This window comes from Duncaniella muricolitica, from assembly GCF_910574735.1.
Classification (GTDB): domain Bacteria; phylum Bacteroidota; class Bacteroidia; order Bacteroidales; family Muribaculaceae; genus Duncaniella; species Duncaniella muricolitica.
Window position 1 is genome coordinate 92,901 of sequence record NZ_CAJTCF010000001.1, and the last position, 18,770, is coordinate 111,670.

Annotated in this window: 14 protein-coding genes; 13 read left to right on the plus strand and 1 reads right to left on the minus strand. The window is 50.1% G+C overall.

Annotated elements, in window-relative coordinates; genetic code table 11:
- The first annotated feature begins 36 nt into the window (after window positions 1–36).
- The 11 genes from QGT73_RS00370 (at window position 37) to QGT73_RS00420 (ending at window position 14,027) form a co-directional block, all read left to right on the plus strand.
- Complete coding sequence (locus QGT73_RS00370; protein WP_341874097.1) at window positions 37–753, plus strand: sugar transferase; 717 nt, start codon at window positions 37–39, stop codon at window positions 751–753.
- Window positions 754–758: 5 nt separating this feature from the next.
- A complete protein-coding gene (locus tag QGT73_RS00375) occupies window positions 759–1,028 on the plus strand; it encodes a PqqD family protein (RefSeq protein WP_280120981.1) in 270 nt (89 codons plus the stop codon).
- Window positions 1,029–1,073: 45 nt separating this feature from the next.
- Complete coding sequence (locus QGT73_RS00380) at window positions 1,074–2,177, plus strand: nucleotidyltransferase domain-containing protein (protein WP_280120982.1); 1,104 nt, start codon at window positions 1,074–1,076, stop codon at window positions 2,175–2,177.
- Window positions 2,178–2,193: 16 nt separating this feature from the next.
- A complete protein-coding gene (locus tag QGT73_RS00385; protein WP_280120983.1) occupies window positions 2,194–3,075 on the plus strand; it encodes a phosphoenolpyruvate carboxykinase in 882 nt (293 codons plus the stop codon).
- 35 nt (window positions 3,076–3,110) lie between these two features.
- The gene (locus QGT73_RS00390) at window positions 3,111–3,902 is read left to right on the plus strand and encodes a polysaccharide biosynthesis/export family protein (RefSeq protein ID WP_280120984.1); all 792 of its coding nucleotides are present in this window, start codon (window positions 3,111–3,113) and stop codon (window positions 3,900–3,902) included.
- A 347-nt stretch (window positions 3,903–4,249) separates the two neighbouring features.
- Entirely contained in the window at window positions 4,250–6,610 is a 2,361-nt protein-coding gene (locus QGT73_RS00395) for a GumC family protein (protein WP_280120985.1), read from the plus strand.
- Window positions 6,611–6,674: 64 nt separating this feature from the next.
- A complete protein-coding gene (locus tag QGT73_RS00400) occupies window positions 6,675–6,869 on the plus strand; it encodes a hypothetical protein (protein WP_123616179.1) in 195 nt (64 codons plus the stop codon).
- 32 nt (window positions 6,870–6,901) lie between these two features.
- A complete protein-coding gene (locus tag QGT73_RS00405) occupies window positions 6,902–9,559 on the plus strand; it encodes a hypothetical protein (protein WP_280120986.1) in 2,658 nt (885 codons plus the stop codon).
- Window positions 9,560–9,645: 86 nt separating this feature from the next.
- Window positions 9,646–11,721, plus strand: coding sequence for a fimbrillin family protein (locus QGT73_RS00410; protein ID WP_280120987.1), 2,076 nt, complete (start codon window positions 9,646–9,648; stop codon window positions 11,719–11,721).
- Window positions 11,722–11,775: 54 nt separating this feature from the next.
- Window positions 11,776–12,978 (plus strand): OmpA family protein, encoded by a 1,203-nt coding sequence (locus QGT73_RS00415; RefSeq protein WP_280120988.1) that lies wholly within the window; start codon window positions 11,776–11,778, stop codon window positions 12,976–12,978.
- Window positions 12,979–13,106: 128 nt separating this feature from the next.
- A complete protein-coding gene (locus QGT73_RS00420; RefSeq protein ID WP_280120989.1) occupies window positions 13,107–14,027 on the plus strand; it encodes a ribonuclease Z in 921 nt (306 codons plus the stop codon).
- Between the two features lie 13 nt (window positions 14,028–14,040).
- On the opposite strand, the gene QGT73_RS00425 is transcribed toward QGT73_RS00420, so the two are convergent.
- On the minus strand, window positions 14,041–14,508 hold the full coding sequence (locus QGT73_RS00425; protein WP_280120990.1) for a PepSY-like domain-containing protein: 468 nt from the start codon (window positions 14,506–14,508) through the stop codon (window positions 14,041–14,043).
- A gap of 126 nt (window positions 14,509–14,634) precedes the next feature.
- Here QGT73_RS00425 and porE point away from each other — a divergent pair, with 126 nt between their 5' ends.
- Both porE and QGT73_RS00435 read left to right on the plus strand, forming a co-directional pair.
- Window positions 14,635–16,617 carry a PorE family type IX secretion system protein gene (porE, locus tag QGT73_RS00430; protein ID WP_280120991.1) on the plus strand — a complete coding sequence of 661 codons (1,983 nt, stop codon included), beginning with the start codon at window positions 14,635–14,637 and terminating at the stop codon, window positions 16,615–16,617.
- Between the two features lie 281 nt (window positions 16,618–16,898).
- Window positions 16,899–18,056, plus strand: a complete 1,158-nt coding sequence (locus QGT73_RS00435) for a DKNYY domain-containing protein (RefSeq protein WP_280120992.1) — start codon at window positions 16,899–16,901, stop codon at window positions 18,054–18,056.
- Window positions 18,057–18,770 lie beyond the last annotated feature (714 nt).

An 18,770-nucleotide genomic window follows, 5' to 3' on the forward strand; every position in this document is an offset into this window, starting at 1 on the left:
AAACGCACTTATTCCAATCATTATCAGTTTAGTACAATGAGAATCGACAATTATCCCACTTTTCAGCCCCAGTTTAGGAGCAAAGATGAGAATATGCTCTGTGGCTTTGACATCGAGGCACTGGACATGAGTGGAGCGACTAACGTCAGGGATTATCGGCTTTCGGCCGGTCAGAAAACCGTTAAACGTGTTTTTGACATCCTTATATCACTTGCGGGAGTTGTAATATTCCTGCCTATAATCATTCTGATCGCTCTGGCAATATGGCTGGACGACTATCACAATCCGATATTTTCACAAAAACGTGTAGGGCTCGGCGGCAAAGTGTTCACCATATATAAATTCCGCTCCATGCGCATCGACTCGGAGAGCGACGGAGTCCCACGTTTGTGTGAAGAGAACGATTCGCGTCTTACACGCGTGGGTGCGTTTCTGCGCAATCATCATCTTGATGAGTTTCCGCAGTTGTGGAATGTACTCAAAGGCGACATGAGTGTGGTAGGTCCGCGTCCCGAACGTCCCTATTTCACTAAAAAAATCATGGAAGAGTATCCCGACTATCGCATGCTTTTCACCCTGCGCCCGGGGTTGTTCTCTGAGGCCACATTATACAACGGCTACACCGACACCATCCGGCAGATGGTCAGGCGTGCCGAGATGGACCTTGATTATCTCAAGAACTACTCGCTGGCTGTCGATATAAAAATTATCTACAAGACCACGATGTCGATAATCTGCGGTAAAAAGTTTTGAAGCAAATGAAACTTAAAGCTAATCTGAAGTTACGTAAAGTCGGCAGAAACTATATGCTTGTCGATGTCTCTGATGCAGATGCCAATATCACAGATGTATATACACTCAATGAAACGGCTGCATTTGTGTGGAACGCGGCAGCCGAGCATGGCGTGCATGCCGAGACTCTTGCATCGCTCGTGTGCGAGGAGTATGATGTGAGTAACGACATCGCTCTATCCGACATCAAGTCAATCCTACAGACATGGCGTCTGTCAGGACTGATAGTCGACTGACCGACCCCGGCTCCTGCGTCATAAAGACACAATTTTACACAATTAATGCAATACCCGACCATATATAATTCACCTGCCGAGGAGGCTTTCATGGCTCTGGTGAGAAGCGGGCTTAGAGATACAGTCCCGGCTGAGAGCCTTTTTGAATCGCTCGGTGCGGACGAGTGGGAGGATATCTACAGCATGGCGCGTCGCCAGACCGTATGTGGCATCTGCTATGCCGCCTTCTGCCGGCTTCCCGACCGATTGCTGCCACCTCACACGCTGCTCACCCGATGGGTGGCGCGGGTCGATGCGATAGAGACGGCCAATAGAGCCATGGCCCTCGCCGCCGCCTCGCTTATCGCGACTTTACGCCAAGCAGGTCTGCATCCGGTGGTGCAGAAAGGTCTCTCTGTAGCGCGTCACTATCCCAATCCCGAGTTACGCGAGTGTGGCGACATCGACTTATGGCTTCCGGGCTCTGAGTTTGACAAGGCAAAGACAGTCGTAAGCCCGTCCGTCGGGCTCAAGCACAACCCTGACGGTAGCGTATCGTTCAGCTATTGCGGATTTGTAGTCGAGCTTCACCGTCAGCTTATCAATGTCAGCAGCCCGATGAATTCGCAAGATCTCGACTCGTTCACCAGAAGAGTGTGTGTGGCCGAGGTCAGTCATGATGACCGGCTCCCCTCGCCGCCACCGCTGTTTGAACTGTTGCTCGTCTCGGTTCACATCATGCGTCATGCGTTCGGCACCGGGGTAGGGTTGCGCCAGATATGCGACTACTATTGTGCGGTCAAAGCACTGCGCGGCTCATATGATTCCGACAAATTTGAAAGAGCATGTCGCCTCACAGGCATATCGAAATGGATAGAGATACTCAACGGATTTCTTGTGAGATACCTCGACATTCCGGCCGAAGAGCTGCCATCATCGGGATTTAAAGGGAAAAACAACGTGTCGCCCGACGTCTTGATGCGCATCATAAGAGAAGGTGGCAATTTCGGACTCCATCAGCAGGAGTCGGGTATTTGCGACAAACCGCGTGCCAAGGGCAAGATGCACACTCTTGTGATGTTTTTCAGAAGGAGTCGTTTTGCCGCCTCAGTAGCCCCCTCCGAGGCCTTCTGGTGTTTTGTCAGACTGCTTTTAGGTCAGTTGCGATGAATTAACACTTGTGACGATGGATTTTACCTTAGATATAGGCGGACTGTATATGAGCATCAAGGGCACACCCTGGTCGCTCGCCACTCTTCCGCCCAACTTCCGCCCGTTTCTCAGCACTGCCGGGCTTATGCGCGGTGACGGTGCTGTGATGAAGATAGAGCATACGGCTGTCAAGCCATCGCTCCAAGGGCTCAGACCACTGTCGACATCGTGCAACGACATCGGCCGGGCCTCACTCTATCACGACGGTGACCGTTGGCTTGTGTCGCTCATCCCGGGTCACGGACAGCCTCCGCGCGTCATGGCCATTGACCGTGACCTGCGCCATGCCAGTGTCAGTCTGCAGAGCGACGACCCCTATGCCGGATTTGTCATCGACTCCATGGCCCGTATACTCTTTTCACAATATGCCGCCTCGTGCGGCTCGCTGATGCTGCATGCCTCAGTCGTGGAGAGCGACGGCCGCGCTTATCTTTTCATGGGCAAGAGCGGCACTGGCAAGAGTACCCACTCGCGGCTGTGGCTCGACAATTTCAGCGGTTGCTCATTGCTCAACGATGACTGTCCGCTTGTGACCGCCTCAGGCGATGAAGCCTTTCAGGCCTGTGGCACTCCTTGGAGCGGCAAGACCCCCTGCTGGCGCAACGCCCGCTATGAAGTGGGAGGCATAGCGCGTATCAGACGTGCCTCCGTTAACCGTTTCATCCCGACCGAAGGTATCGAGGCCTTTGTGTCATTTATCCCCGGCATGTCGGTTATGACCTCCGACCGCGAACTTTATTCCGACGCCTCGTCGACAGCCCTGCGTCTGCTGGGCAGTGTCACCACCGGCATACTCGAATGTCGCCCCGATGCGGAGGCCGCCGCCGTGTGTCGCCGCGCGTTTGGCATTATATAAATCAGACCATCCAATAATATAATTCACATATGCATATGAAAGTAACAAGACCAATCATGGCTGCGTTTGCATCTCTGCTTCTGCTCACTGCGATGAGCGGCTGCAAGTCGCAGAAAGACTATCTCTATCTCTCTGACATGACTGACGATCAAGGCTATGCCATAACCCACCGTTATCAGCCCCGCATACAGCGTGACGACCGTCTGGAGATTACCGTAAGCTGTAAAAATTCCGAACTCGCCATGCCTTTCAACGTGACATCCGGTTCGGTCAAGGTGACCGAGGGCGGCAAAGTGTCGGGCAACGTCAACGAGCAGTATTACAGGGTCGACAACGAGGGAGATATCAATTTTCCCGTGCTTGGCAAGCTCTATGTGGCCGGACTGACGCTCACCGAGGCTTCCGACATGATACGTCAGCGCATCATCGACGGAAATTACATCAAAGACCCCATCGTCACGATGGAGTTTAAAAACTTTCATTACACGGTGCTCGGCGCGGCCAACGGCAACGGCACTCACACATGTGACGGTGACCGCATCACTATCCTCGAGGCCATAGCCCAGGCCGGCGACCTCGCAAGTAATGCCGACCTCGGCAAGATAGCCGTAATCAGGGAGGAAGGCAACACGCGCAAGGTCTATACCGTCGACATACGCAAGTCGGACATCTTCAATTCGCCGGCGTTTTATCTTGCTCAGAACGACATCATTTATGTACGCCCCAAAAAACCCAAGAGCGAGGAGAAGACCAACTTCCTCCAGTGGCTCACCGTCGCGCTCTCCATTGTCACAGCCACCACATCAGTAATCTGGGTAACAAAGTGAGTTAGCTTTCGGCTAAAGGTTATGTGGTTATAAGGTTATAAGGTTATAAGGTTATGGGGGCGGTTATGCGGCCCGCGGGTCGGCGATTGCCGACCGATGACTGTCCGGCTGCAGCTCCCGAGCGTCAGTGACATAAGTCACAGGCTTGAGCCTTGACATTATAACCTTTAAACTCTGACCCTTAAACTTCGCATCACTTTTAGCCGCCGACTAAGTATCGCAAGCTAAATACCCACCTTATAACCTTATAACCTTTAGCCGCAGGCTAAGTATCACAGGCTAAGCACCCACCTCATAACCTTATAACCTCATAACCTTTAGCCGCAGGCTAAGTAAAAAAACATACAATGTCAATAGAAAATCAGTCGAGACAGCCTAAGGGCCCCAATCTTATCGACATACTTCTTTATCTGCTCTCCAAGTGGCCGTGGTATGTGGCATCGCTTGCCTTGTGTCTGGCATTTGCGTGGTATCATTACGCCACCGCCCCTATGGTGTTTTTCGCGCAGACCAAGGTTATAATCAAAGACCCCTCCAACAAGACGTCGACCGGCGGTTTTGACCGTTACGAAAACTCCATCAACCGCGTCAACGTAACCAATGAAATCCTCCAGTTCCGCTCCAAGCGGTTGCTGCAGGAGGTAGTGGCCCGCACACGAGCCGATGTGCGCTACTTCACCCGCGAGGGGCTGCGCAATGTCAATATATATGGCGAGTCGCCTGTCGAGGTGATATTTCCCTCCATCCGTCCGTCGGCCTCCTTCACGCTCTCGCTTACGCCGGTCGACTCCGTGTGCGCGCGCCTCTCGCTCCGTCAGGGCGAGAAAGAGAAAGACCTGCGCCTCGCCTATGGCAAGCTCTACAAGGTCAACGGTCAGCAGATCATGGTCCAGAAGACCGAGTCCATGTCGCCCTCATGGTATGGCCGCGAGATCAAGATAGTCAAAGTGCCCGAGCTTCAGGCCGTCAACGAGCTTGTGAGCAATCTGGGCATACGCCAGGAGGAGAAGGACGGTACAATCATCAACATCGCCGTCACCTCCGGCTCAAAGGAACTCGACATCGATATTCTCAACACAATCATAGAGGTCTACAACCAGGAGTCTATCAATGATAAAAACCAGGTGGCTGTCAACACGGCCAACTTCATCAACGAGCGTCTGCGCATCATAGGCAGCGAGCTCGGCGGTGTCGAAAACGAACTCGAGGCCTATCGACGCGACAATCAGGTGGTCGACATCGGCTCCATGACCTCGCGTTACATGGGCGAGTCGGCCCGCTACAACGCCGATGCTCTCCTGTATGACACACAGTTGCGCATAGCCATGTTTATCAAGGAATATCTCACCGATCCGGCGCGCAACAATGACCTCATACCCACCAATCTCGGCATCAACGACCAGTCGATAGAGAGCCAGATATCACACTATAACTCTGTCAAGCTCCAGCGCGACCGACTCATCGACGAGAGCTCCGAGGCCAACCCGGTCATCGAGGAGTTGACAAACACCATGCAGGTGTTGCGCAAAAACATCCTCAGCGGTGTCGACAACATCATTGTCTCCTTTCAGGTCAAGCGCAGCGACGCACGCGGCTATGAAAGCGCGGCCGAGTCGCGCATAGCCTCCATACCGCGCAAGGAGAGGGAGATACTCTCCATCGAGCGTCAGCAGAAGATCAAGGAGTCGCTCTATCTCTTCCTGCTCAACCGCCGCGAGGAGAACGCTCTCTCCCAGGCCATGGCCGACAACAATGCACGCATTATCGACGGGCCCGAAGGCAGTGTGGCCATGATCTCGCCCCAGCGCAACCGCATACTCGCCCTCGGCCTCATGGCCGGCCTCTTCGTGCCTACCGTGGTGCTGCTCGTGCTCTCGTTCATGAACACCCGCGTGCGCGGACGCCGCGACATCAAGGAGATGATCTCGGTGCCGTTTCTCGGCGAGGTGCCCTACAACAAGGAGCTCAACCGCCGACGTCCCATCACACAGAGCCGCAAAGCCTATGAGGGCCGCCAGGCGTTCATGAAGTCACTCATCGACGATGCCTTCCGCATAGTGCTGGCCAACATCACCATGATGACCAAAGCCTCGGGCCGCGACGCCAAGGTGTTGATGACTACATCATTTCGCGAGAGTGCCGGCAAGACCTTCTCGGCCATCAACATGGCCGAAGCCCTGGCAGCCGGAGGCAAGCGCGTGGCCCTTGTCGACGTCGACATACGCAAGGGCACACTGACTCACCGCGAGGGTATAGATCATATGCAGACAGGCATCACCAACTATCTCTATGACCCGGAGGTGACGCTCGACGACATCATCGTGAGACGTGACGGACGCCCCGACGTGGTGCCCTCGGGCGTGGTGCCCCCCAATCCCGTGGAGCTGCTCAACAGCCCCCGTTTCGACAAGCTCTTCGAGGAGCTGCGCCATCGCTATGACTACATCATAGTCGACTCAGTGCCTGTCGGCATGGTGGCCGACGCTACCATCAGCAGCCGCGTGGCCGACATAACCCTCTTCATCGTGCGCGTGGGCTCGCTCGACCGCCGTCAGTTGCCCGAGATACAGTCGCTCTACGATGACGGCTCGCTCGGCAACCTCGCCATCATACTCAACGGCGCGGAGCTTAACAGCGGTTATGGCTACGGTTACGGCTATGGCTATGGCTACAAACACAAGAAACGCCGCCGCTTCCGTCTCTTCTGAGGCTACCGGTCGACACAATGCTTACTACATATCATTATAAATAACCTAAAACCATTTAACAATCATGAAAGGTAAAAAATTTTATGAACAGCCCGCGACTGCGGTAACCCGCGTGGAGCTCGAAAGCTCCATCTGCGGAGGCTCGGTCCAGTTTGGCGAAGATGACAGCCAATCAAAGGGAGTAGACATTTCCGCACAAGGAGTTGCGGATACGAGCAACAATGATTTCTCTGCAAATCCCTGGCAGATTGATAATTAACCAACCAATCTCATATTTAACAAGCAGCTAATATGAATTACAAATTTATTATGGCATCAGCCTTTGTGCTCGCTTTGACGACTTCGTGCAGCGAGGACAGGATGGAGGTTACTACCCCCATAGCGGCAAAAGGTGATGATGTGGAATTTTCAATTGCATCACGGAGCCGCACGATGTATCAGGATGACTGGGATGCGACTGACGCCCAGTCAATATACTGGGGCAATTACATAAATACCCAAGAGGAAAAGATCAAGATTTACTGCAAGGCTGCGTCCAACCCAATCGCTGAATATGTGGTAAATCCGACTACAACCGGAAATTCAAATGTTGCCGAGTCAGTGGTAAAGGTCGGAGAGAAAGGCATACAGTGGGGCCCCGAAACATCTCCTCACAATTTTTATGCTTTCTACCCGGCCAGTGCTGCGGGTGGCGAATTTCTTAACGGTACCGACAATACCATTCGCGCCACGGTAGACCCCGGTCAGTCTCCTCTGTCCTATAAGGCTACTACAGCCGGAGGTAATCAGTTTAATGACCTCCAAGGAGTGCTCGGAAATAACAAGGCTGATAAGAATGATCAGACTACGATCTATGGTGAGCCTGATATGGCTGCTGCCATTATGGTTGCCAAGACAAAGATTTCCGATGCCCAGTGGGGGCAGATGGTGCCTCTGAATTTCCAGGTCCTGGCTGATGTGCTTGACATAACCATAAATGGTCCTGTAACCCCCAATACTCTTAATGGCAATGAGGCACAGGCATCACGAGATTATATCAATATTCAGACTGTGACCGTTGAGCCTATTGACGCGAGTGGTAATGTTGATGATACCAAGAAGATCTCAGGCACATTTGACCTTGATATGGAGAATGGTACAGTAAAGAATATTGATGGTAATTCATCTGTGCAGCTTCAGCTTTCACAGATTGTTGATGGTACTCAGATTTTCCCGACTCTATATATTCGTGTCAATACTGAAACTCCGAGTGTTGATGACATTGACCATCTTCGCCTTCGTGCATTTCTTATTCCCGGCCAGATTAAAAATCTGAATCAACTCCGCATACGTATTATGACCGACTGCGGTGAATATATTCAGAATCTTGGTGACAACGATATGGTCAGCGGTAAAATTCATCCTGTGAAACTTGGATATTTCCACGTGCGTGGTGCCGAGTTTGATTTTGCCCACTGGATCAGCCAGCTCGACCCCAATATCTATATTTCCGAGCTTTCAATCCCCGGAACATGGCACTCGTCAAGTTCAAATAATCAAGGTTCGGCTTCGCTTGCCGATCAGTACAATGCCGGTATCCGTGCTTTTGAGGTACACACTCTTGGTGGCACGATTCCTTACACTGATGTGAATTTCCAAACTCGGCTTACATCCAATAATGCAAGCACTATGGATTATTATGATGAGCATATGTATGAAAAGACGGGAAATCCCAATACCGTAGTCTCAGACGGAACGCAAAGTGGTATTGTGGGATCATTTACTCTAACAAATGCGACAGTCACACAGACTCGTACTACAACTTATCAGCAGATGCCGAAGGTGGCATTACGACTCTACCGTACAAGAAATGTGACATCAGCAACAGATAATCCATCCGAATCTTTCTCGGATGCTCTGATCTCTCTTGCCGAGACAATGAATAAGGAGGGCTTTATGTTCTTTGAATTTGGTTATGAGTGTCCTTATTCACGAAATGTTACTGTGCCGTGCCGGACTGTCACGATTACTGAAACCCGAACAAAAACAGGCCAAACTCTTAGTGGAAGCGGTAGTATTTTTAATATCACATGGGATACCAGTGGAGTATTCAGTGATGATGATCCGTGGACTTCTTCCGAACCGGTGGTAACATATACCGGCTCGATGACATTGACTACTGCTCAGGCATGGGTCGTTGCGGTAGAATCGTGTCTTGCTCGACTTGCGGCAGCAGATAATAAAACGACCGGAAAGAAGGTGCTTTATACAACCCCCGTAACAGCTAATACAACGATTAGGGATGTTCAGGGCCAGGTAATTGTAAAGATAAATACCAATGATACTAACAATAATGAGAACGAGGGTTTCGGTTGGACAGGCAATACTCCTGCATTGTTCTCTCGTTGGATGAATGGTAGTGGTGCACAACCTCTTACTGTCAATCTGCAATGGGGTAAACCTGTCGCACCTTATGGCGATGGTGCTACTGGGCCGACAACCGACTTGAGATGGTGCTATACCGAGCTTGAAATGGTAAGTAACAGTTCAGTACTTCAAGATCGTAAAAAAGCCATTGATGCTATGAATGCTATTGCATATCAGAACTATCAGGGCGGCTTGCACCGCACTTTCTATGAGTGTGCGATTGGCGGTTACTATGTGTCCAATAATGTCAGCGGCTGTCAGAATCTTGCCCAAGAGCTTAACCCTTACCTTCTTACAGCAATTTCAAAACCAGACCGTATGCCTTGTCCTCTGGGCCTTGTATTTATGAATTATGCTATCCCGCCCACCGGAGAGGAAGACAAATATAAATCGGCCGACCTGATTCGCGCTATCATCAACAACAATGCAGCATTCATGCTCAACCGTGCATCGGGCAACAGTGCCACTCCGTCGAGCAATGTGCAGGACAATACCAATTCATCATTTTCTAATAGCAAAAACGGACTCAGTCCTCTGAAATAATCATTAATCTATCGGGTCACGGCTCCCGTGAATACAGACTCCGTCGGAGTTGTGACCCGATTCTTACCTACCAATAATACCAGTAGATGAAGAATCTAAAATATATCACATTATGCTCGGCAATGACGGTTGCATTTATCTCATGCGACAAAACTGACGAGATGTCAAGTAACGTATGCGGCAATGCCACTACTATCATAGCCAATATAAACGAAACGTCTGATAATTCGCGTACAGCAATTGATCCTACAACCTATACCGGCGGTCATGTCGGAATATTATGGATGCCCGGAGATGCCATAGGCGTCTATGGCAACGGTGTCAATAACAAAAAATTTACATCAAACTCAACGCAGCCTTTAGGTCGCACGACATTTACGGGAGACTGTGATGCTCCACTGTTGGCCTATTATCCTTATAGCCCTGATAATGATGCATGTCAGTCCACTGCGGTAAAAGGTGCATTACCGTCAGTTCAGCATTACGACTCGCAGACACGACGCATAGAGGGAGACTATAAGTATGGTATTCCTCGAGAGGGTGCTGATAACGAGTTTGATTTCAATCACATATTTTCACTACTGTGTGTCAATGTCAATGTCACAGGGACAACGATTGAAAACGAGACTCTCAGAAGTGTGACAATTGAACTGCCGTCACAACGAGTGTTGGCCGGAGATTTTACATTCGATTTGAATAACGGCAAGTATAGTTTTACAGGTGATATGTCCAATAGCGTGACACTCTTATGGACAGATACGCCGAAATTGGAACCCGGCAAGACATATAGCGCATATATGACGTGTGCTCCAGATTTCAAGGAAGACGATGAAGTAAAGATAATCGTGACCACAGACAAACATACTGCTACAGTCACCAAACATATAGCATATGACTTTGAGTCCAATTCGGTATATACATTCAATGTTGACCTTAGTCTCTTTGGTGACGATGTTGTGATAGATGAGATACCTGTCGAACCGGAAGAAGAGACTGCCAACTGCTATATGGTTACTTCGGCCGGTGTTCATGACTTTAAGGCTACGGTGATAGGCAATGGTCAGAAAGGCATTATCCCCGGAGCAGGATTTCACACGGATGACGCGACAATAGCTCCTCGCTCGGCGAGCCTGTTGTGGGAGGATGTGCAGGGATTTATTTCAGATATTGAATTGCGTGACGGACGTGTGTATTATACCACAACCGGTAATGTTGGCAATGCGGTAATTGCAGTTTACAGCGGTGCTGATGCGACTGGTGATATACTTTGGAGCTGGCATATATGGGGTGTTGGAGACACACTCCCTAATGATGTAGAATTAACTAATTATAAAGGACACAAGTACACGGTAATGAGTCGCAATCTTGGAGACCGCTCCGATAAGTCTGCATATGGTGTTCTATATCAGTGGGGGCGCAAGGATCCTGTATCTTCCGACTCAATAATATATGTGAATGGCCAGGAAATAACAACTGATGATGCCACCACACGCTATTATCGATTTATCAATCGTTTTACATCGGCCGATAGTGGCAAAGCTACAATAGAATATGGTGTGCGTAATCCTATGCAGATGACTACGATTGAAAGCAGTGATGATTGGCTCAATATTGAGAATCTTTACTTGTGGGGAAATACCAATTTTGCCGTAGAGCAGGCGTCGGATGAGAAAAGTTTCACGGATGTAAAGACTATCTATGACCCGTCACCTGTCGGCTATCGTGTGGCCAATAGCCAGACCTTCACTTATTTTGTAAAAAATGAGGACGGAAGTAACGCCAGTGCCGTCAATGCGGCCCGTCTTGATCGTCTGAACTATATTAAATATGACAACGGTTACTATTTCAAGGCCAATGAGTCTGATTCCGAAGGCATTTGGTTTCCGCAAAACGGTGCCCGAGACGGATATTATTTGCCTGTGACAACATATACAGGCAGCGGCAAGAAACGAGTATACTTTTCAAGTGTGACTAAAACAGGCCGATATTGGTACAGTAATCCTGCCGATCCGAAAAGTGGAAAGCGCAGAGCGTTGTGCATTAGCATGTCGTCTTATGTGGAAAATAATAATTCTAATATTTCCAATAGTTACAATCAGGTTCAAGTTAACAAGATTCTGAAACGTAGCTCTGCTCTTGCGGTAAGATGCGTAAGAGAGTAGGGGACACAACATATATGACATTTGATTCTTTCAACTATTATAATTATAAACCAAATGAAAAAGTACATTTTGACTGCTGCGGTTTCGCTCGTCGCTACGGGCGTGTATGCGCAGAGTGTGGATGAGGCCATGGTGGCCGAGTCTTACACCGAGACCATTACGGAGATGAAGATCGACTTCAAGAGCAACTGGTTTATCAGTGCCGGAGTCGGTGGTCAGGTATTCTTTGGCGACCATGACCGTCAGGCCTCGTTTGGCGACCGTCTGTCACCGGCTCTCGACATCGCCGTGGGCAAGTGGTTTTCACCCTCGATAGGAGTGCGCCTCATGTATAGCGGACTGTCGGGCAAAGGTGCCACCCAGACCTGGGGCGACCCCAACGGCGGTATCTACAATACCGGCAAGGAGGTCCCCGGCAAGTATACCAATCCTTACGGATTTCTGTGCCAGCAGAAGTTTAATTTCTTCACCCTGCATGCCGACATGATGTTTGACCTGACCAATATCATTGGCGGCTACAAGCCCACACGAGTGTATGGCTGTGCCCCCTATATCGGTGTAGGCTGGGGCCATGTATATGACAATCCCCATCAGAACACTGTGATAGGTAATGTGGGTGTGTTCAACATGTTTCACGTAGGCAAGGCCATCGATATCAATCTCGACCTGCGCGCGATGATTACCAACGATGACCTTGACGGAGAGCTCGGACGTCGCACTTTTGACGCCATGCTGAGCGTGACAGCCGGCGTGACATATCGTTTCGCACCACGTGGCTGGAAGACCCGTGTGCTCAAAGTGGTGGAGTATGACAATGCGGCTGTCAATGACCTGCGCCGTCAGGTGGCCGAACTTATCGCCGCCAATGAGAAACTCGAGCGTGAGAAGGCTGGCCAGATCGTGCAGCACAACACTGTGGTCAATGCCAACGGCAATTATCTCATCTACTTCCCCATCAATGTCAGCTCGCTGTCAAACGCTGACCGCGCACAGCTCGAAATGGTGGCCGAGATGATCAGAAAGTCTGACAGTAAATCGCGCTTCTCGGTGATCGGTTATGCCGACAAGGCTACCGGCAATGCCGAGATCAATGAGGTGTTGAGCCGTGAGCGTGCACAGTCAGTAAGAGGCTATCTTGTAAACGAATTTGGCATCGCTGCCGATCGCCTCGATGTATCTTGGAGTGGAGGCGTAGGCAACATGTTCTTCGATGACCCCTCGCTGAGCCGAGTGGTTATCATTACCGCAACAAAGTAAAACCCATCATAAGTTAGGTTTTATTTTGATTATTGGAAGGTGCGGCATTCTTCCCCGGGAGGGGCGGGGTGCCGCTTTTCTTTTGTATCCCCCTTTTGTATCTGTGAATTTTGTTGTACTTTTGTATTATGGCAAAGTTTCAGGTCAATATATTGGGCTGCGGGTCGGCTACACCGTCGGCGCGCCATCAGCCTTCGTGTCAGGTGGTGGACTTCCGCGACAAACTGTTTATGATAGATTGTGGTGAGGGTGCACAGTCGTCGTTCCGGCGTATGGGGCTGAAGTTTTCGCGTCTGGGCCACATTTTTATCTCGCATCTTCATGGCGACCATGTGTTCGGGTTGCCGGGGCTGCTGTCGACCATGTCGCTCCACGGTGTGCAGGGTAAGGTGACGATACACGTGTTTCGCGAAGGTGCTGCATTGCTGAAATCGTGGATGGATTTTTTCAACCGCCAGAGCTCGTTTGAGATAGTCTATGACATCATCAATCCGGGCGAACGGAGGGTGATATATGAAGATTCGGGGCTGACTGTCGAGACTTTTCCGCTCTATCACCGCATAGCCTGTACGGGTTTTTTGTTTCGCGAGAAGCCCAAGATGCGTCATCTCAGAGGAGATATGGTGAAGTTTTATTCCATACCTGTATCTCAGTTGGCTTCAATCAAGCAGGGGGCCGACTATGTGACTCCCGATGGTACGGTCATAGCCAACGAGCGTCTGACCACACCTCCTGACCCGAGCGTAAGCTATGCCTATTGCAGCGACACGATGTATGACCCCCATGTGGCGGCCGACATCCGAGGTGTCGACACGGTGTATCACGAGGCTACCTATCATTCGTCGCTTGAGGCTACGGCTTTTCAGCGCGGCCATTCGACGGCGCGTCAGGCTGCCGAGATCGCGCGCGAGGCCGGTGCGGGGAGGCTTGTCATCGGTCATTTCTCCAAGCGTTATCTGCAAGGCGAGCAACCCCTCCTTGACGAAGCTGTGGAGGTGTTTCCCGCCACGGTGCTTGCCAACGAGGGGTTGCGCATAGATCTATTGTGAAAATTTCAGAATATCAGTCGTAGCTCGAGAGGAATGTGCCGTCCTGAGTGAAGATTAGCTCCAGACGGTTGGTGAGGTCCACTTCGTAGCCCGAGGGGATGATGCGTTCTATCTCGTTGATAGCCGCGCCGGGATAGTAGCCCGAGACGTATTGGTCAATGGCCGGAAGCACTATGCCTGTCGGGATGGCTTTGCCTTTGGGGGCTGAGACATCGGTCCAGAGACCTGTGGCATCAAACTCTACTTCGGCTCCGTCGGTAAACTCGACGTCATAGGCCGTGGTGGCGACAGTGCCTTCGCGGTCGATCTTAAGAATTTTCGTTCCGGGATAATATTTGGCGATGAACTCACGGGCTGTGTCCGGAAGTTCTGACAGTCGGATTGAGGCGTCGTAACGGTCGTCGCTGTCGTGGTCGGTCGAACAGCCCCACGCCATCACAGCTACGACGCTCATCATCATGGATATAAACACCTTTTTCATAACTGAGAGAATTAAAGTTTAATGTAAGACGCCGTGGGGTGGGCGATTGTTCGATAATAATTCGGCCGATTTTACAATTTAAGGGGGCCGGGAGCGTTAATTATTTGTAAAGTCATGTCATAACGGATGAAACGTATTAAACGCATATCGCATATATCCTATATATTATATGTATTGGCCCTCGGGCTGGTCATGAGCTCGTGTAACGGGGCTAAGATGAGTGTGGCCGACGAGCAGATGGAGCGCGGAGAGTATTTTGACGCGGCCAAGACTTACAGGAAGATTTACAATAAACTCAAGCCTCGCGAGCAGCGTGCGCAGCGCGCGGAGGTGGCATACAAGATGGCCGAGTGCCACCGTCGGCTTGGACAGGATGCCCGCGCCGCGGCTGCCTATCAGAATGCTCTGCGTTATGGTTATCCCGACAGTTCGATAGTGTTGCGTCTGGCCCAGTCGCTCCACGGGCAGGGGGCCTATCCGCAGGCCATCAAGGCTTATGAGGAGTATCTCGCGCTGTACCCGACCGACAGTAACGCGGAGCGACAACTGGCCGGTGCGCGCAAGGCTGCCGAGCTGAAGAAAAATAAGACGCGATATGTGGTGCGCAACGCCACTCTGTTCAACTCGCGCCGCTCGGACTTCGCGCCGATGTTTAACGGCGATGTGCTCTATTTTACCACTACCAACGAGAAAGTCAAGGGCACGGCCCGCAGTGAGATTACGGGCATGAAGCGCGGCGACATATGGATGGCGCGCAAAAACGAGCTTGGAGCATGGCAGCGACCCGAGCCGGTGGAGGGTGAGCTTAACTCGGAGTGGGACGAGGGGATATGCTCTTTCTCGCCCGACGGTTCGACGATGTATCTCACTCGGGCCATACGCAAGCCGTCGTCCAACACGGGCACGGAGATCTACACCTCGCGTCGCTCTGATGCGCAGTGGAGCGCGCCTGTCAAGCTGGAGATTACGGCCGACACATTGTCGTCATACGGACATCCGGCGGTGAGCCCGTCGGGCGAGTGGCTCTATTTCTCCTCCGATATGCCCGGATGCGGGGGCAAAGACCTGTGGCGTATCAATCTGCACGAGCGGGCCGGCAGTCTCGAAAATCTCGGCGAGGCTATCAATACGCCGGGCGATGAGGTGTTTCCCTATATGCTTACCGATTCGATAATGATGTTTGCCTCCGACGGACATCCCGGCCTGGGTGGGCTCGATATATTCCGTGCCACGCTCACCCCGTCGGGCGGCTGGCTCGTTGAGAACATGGGCGCACCGATTAATTCGGAGGGCGACGATTTCGGCATCACTTATGCCTCGCCCTCACGCGAGTCGGGCTATTTCAGTTCCAACCGCGGCGACGGCCGAGGCTATGACCACATATATTCTTTCGATCTTCCTGACCTGAAAGTGCAGATTTCGGGCTGGGTGCTTGACAAGGACGAGGAGCCGGTGGCCAATGCCATCATACGTATAGTGGGCAATGACGGCTCCAATCAGAAGGCTTTTGCCAAGCCTGACGGCTCGTTCTCTTTTCCGCTCGAACGCGGAGTGAGCTACGTGATGCTCGCCGGGGCCAAGGGGTATCTTAACGCCCGGCAGGAGTTTACGTCCGATACGGCCGAGGAGGATGCCGAGTATGGCATAGACTTTATCCTGGCGTCGATTTCCAAGCCCAATATACTTGAGAATATATTTTATGATTTCGACAAGGCAACGCTGCGCCCCGAGTCGCGCACGGCTCTTGATGAACTCGCGGGTATGCTGCGCGATAATCCCAACATCACGATAGAGATGGCGTCGCATACCGACCGTCATGGCACAGATGAGTATAACATATCGCTCTCGCAGCGCAGGGCTAAGAGTGTGGTGGATTATCTCATAGAGTCGGGCATAGCTCCCGAACGTCTGCAGGCGCAGGGCTACGGTGAGTCGCGGCCCAAGACCGTGACCAAGCGCATAGCCAGGGAGTATCCGCAGTTTGCCGAAGGCCAGGTGCTTGACGAGGCCTATATCCTCAGTCTTCCCGAAGCCGACCAGGAGATAGCCGACCAGATCAACCGCCGCACTGAATTTCAGGTACTGACGTTTGATTATCAGATGTATTAAACAACCTCTAAGATAAGATTCATGCTTCAGTGGGTGACTCCGCCATGCTGAAATTGCTGCCGATACCTTCGAATGCGGGGGATGTTTAAGAAAAAACATCGCCCTGCACTGATTTTTATGCCATTTTGGGACATTTGTCACATCGAATGTCGATTAATTTTGCTAACTTTGCGTATGGTAGCATTCTACAAGATATTGATTATGTGTGTTGGCTTTGCTCTCTAAGGTAATGTCCGGGCGCAAAGCCGAATGTCTGTGATAACCCTAAATGTCGGTAAGCTATGAACTATAAGTCTGCATCAATAAATTCAATCATTCTTATCTCAGTAACTTTTTTATTGCTGACTTTCGCTTCATGCTCAGCCGGATATAAGAACGACGGCAAGGAAGTGACATGGCATACATGGAACGAGGGCAACGGACATAATTCACGCAGAGTTGATGCCGATCCGAAGACATTTGAGGTGCTGAACGATGATTATGGCCGCGATAAGACACACGCGTTCTATCGGGGTGATATAATAGATGGTGCTGACGGCAGTTCATTCCGGATTTTCAGGAAATGCTATGCGGGAGACAATCGACACGTCTATCTTGATGGAGCTGTAGTGGAGAATGCCGACCCTGCGACTTTTAAGGTTCATACCTATTATTTTGCCGAAGATGCGAATGATTATTTCTGGAGAGGAGAGGCGTTGAATGTTCGTGATAAGGAGACGTTCATGCTGTTGGGGGACGAGGATAGCTGGACGACGAAATGGGCAAAGGACAAATACAACGGTTATTACCTTGAGGGCGATACGATTGCCGGCATTGATTATGCCACATTCCATCCCATTGACGCGCAGATACCGATTCAGTCAGGGAGTTACGCAGCTGATAAACATAGAGTATTCTTTATGGGGACGGAGATTCCGGGTGCTGATCCGGAGACATTCAAGGAGGTGGGTTTCTATGTAGGACAAGATAAACATAGAGCCTATCAGAAAGAGAAACCGACACAAATAAAAGATTACACTAAGCTTACTCAATTAGGAAGATTGATGTATTCTGACGGAATAAATATATATGATTCAGACTTCCATATATTGCCGGATGCAGATGTCGCAACATTCGAGCATATCTCCGACAATTGGTATAAAGATAAGAATAATGTATGGTGGCATAACAAATTAGTTGTAGGCGCAAATCCTAAGACATTTAGTCCTGTTACTGTAACATCTTATGCCGGAGGAACACATCCTGACTTTAATTATGGAAAAGATGACAAACACGTGTTCTGTCGTGATTCCATTATACCCGGTGCGGATGCTACCAGCTTTGAGAAGATAGATTTTCCGGATGGCGACAGTTGGACCGTTTTTGATCGCAACCGCGTGTATCAGGGTAAAGATTCTCCAAAATTAAGAAAATATCTGAAGAAGAAATATGGCGAATGATGGATCAGATTGGTAAATTCATAGCATCGGCTGTTGTCATGTTCTTATTCATGTTCAGCCTTATATTCTGCTTCGACTCGCCAGACACACTGACCAATATCTTGTTGGTCAGCGCAAATGTGTTGTTTTGGGGTGGCATCATTTGGCTGATTAACAGAAAAGGAGGCAAGCGATGATAGGGTTTTTAAAGAAATTATTTGTCTGTTGTTACCGCTTTCAAACATGTGTTGGAAATGGAGATATGCCCGTGTTTATGTCTATGTGCATGATATTGTTTGCCATTTACATGTATTTAACCGGTATCTCAATGGGTGTTTTATTTTATTGGGTAAATATAATCGGCAATCATGCAGTATTCGGACTTAAAACTCTGATGTTATGCAATGTTATATTGTGTTGTATATTGGGAGGGATGTTTTATATAAAATGTTTGAAAGGCAATCGGCTAAATCAAATTTTGGCTGTCGGAATCTCAACATCTGATAGGGTGAGTACAGTTGTATTTATTATTGGAAGTATAATAAGTCTGTGTGGCGTATTTATTTTTATGTGGGCGGTAAATAATGGATTTATATTGGAGGAAGTGAGGTTATGAAACTTATATACAAAGAAGTTGTCTTGACTTATTTTAAACATACAAAATACAATAAGGAGTGTTAAGTGTAATGAGCAAAAACACACCTAAACACTCCTTGAATTGATAGAACTCATAGA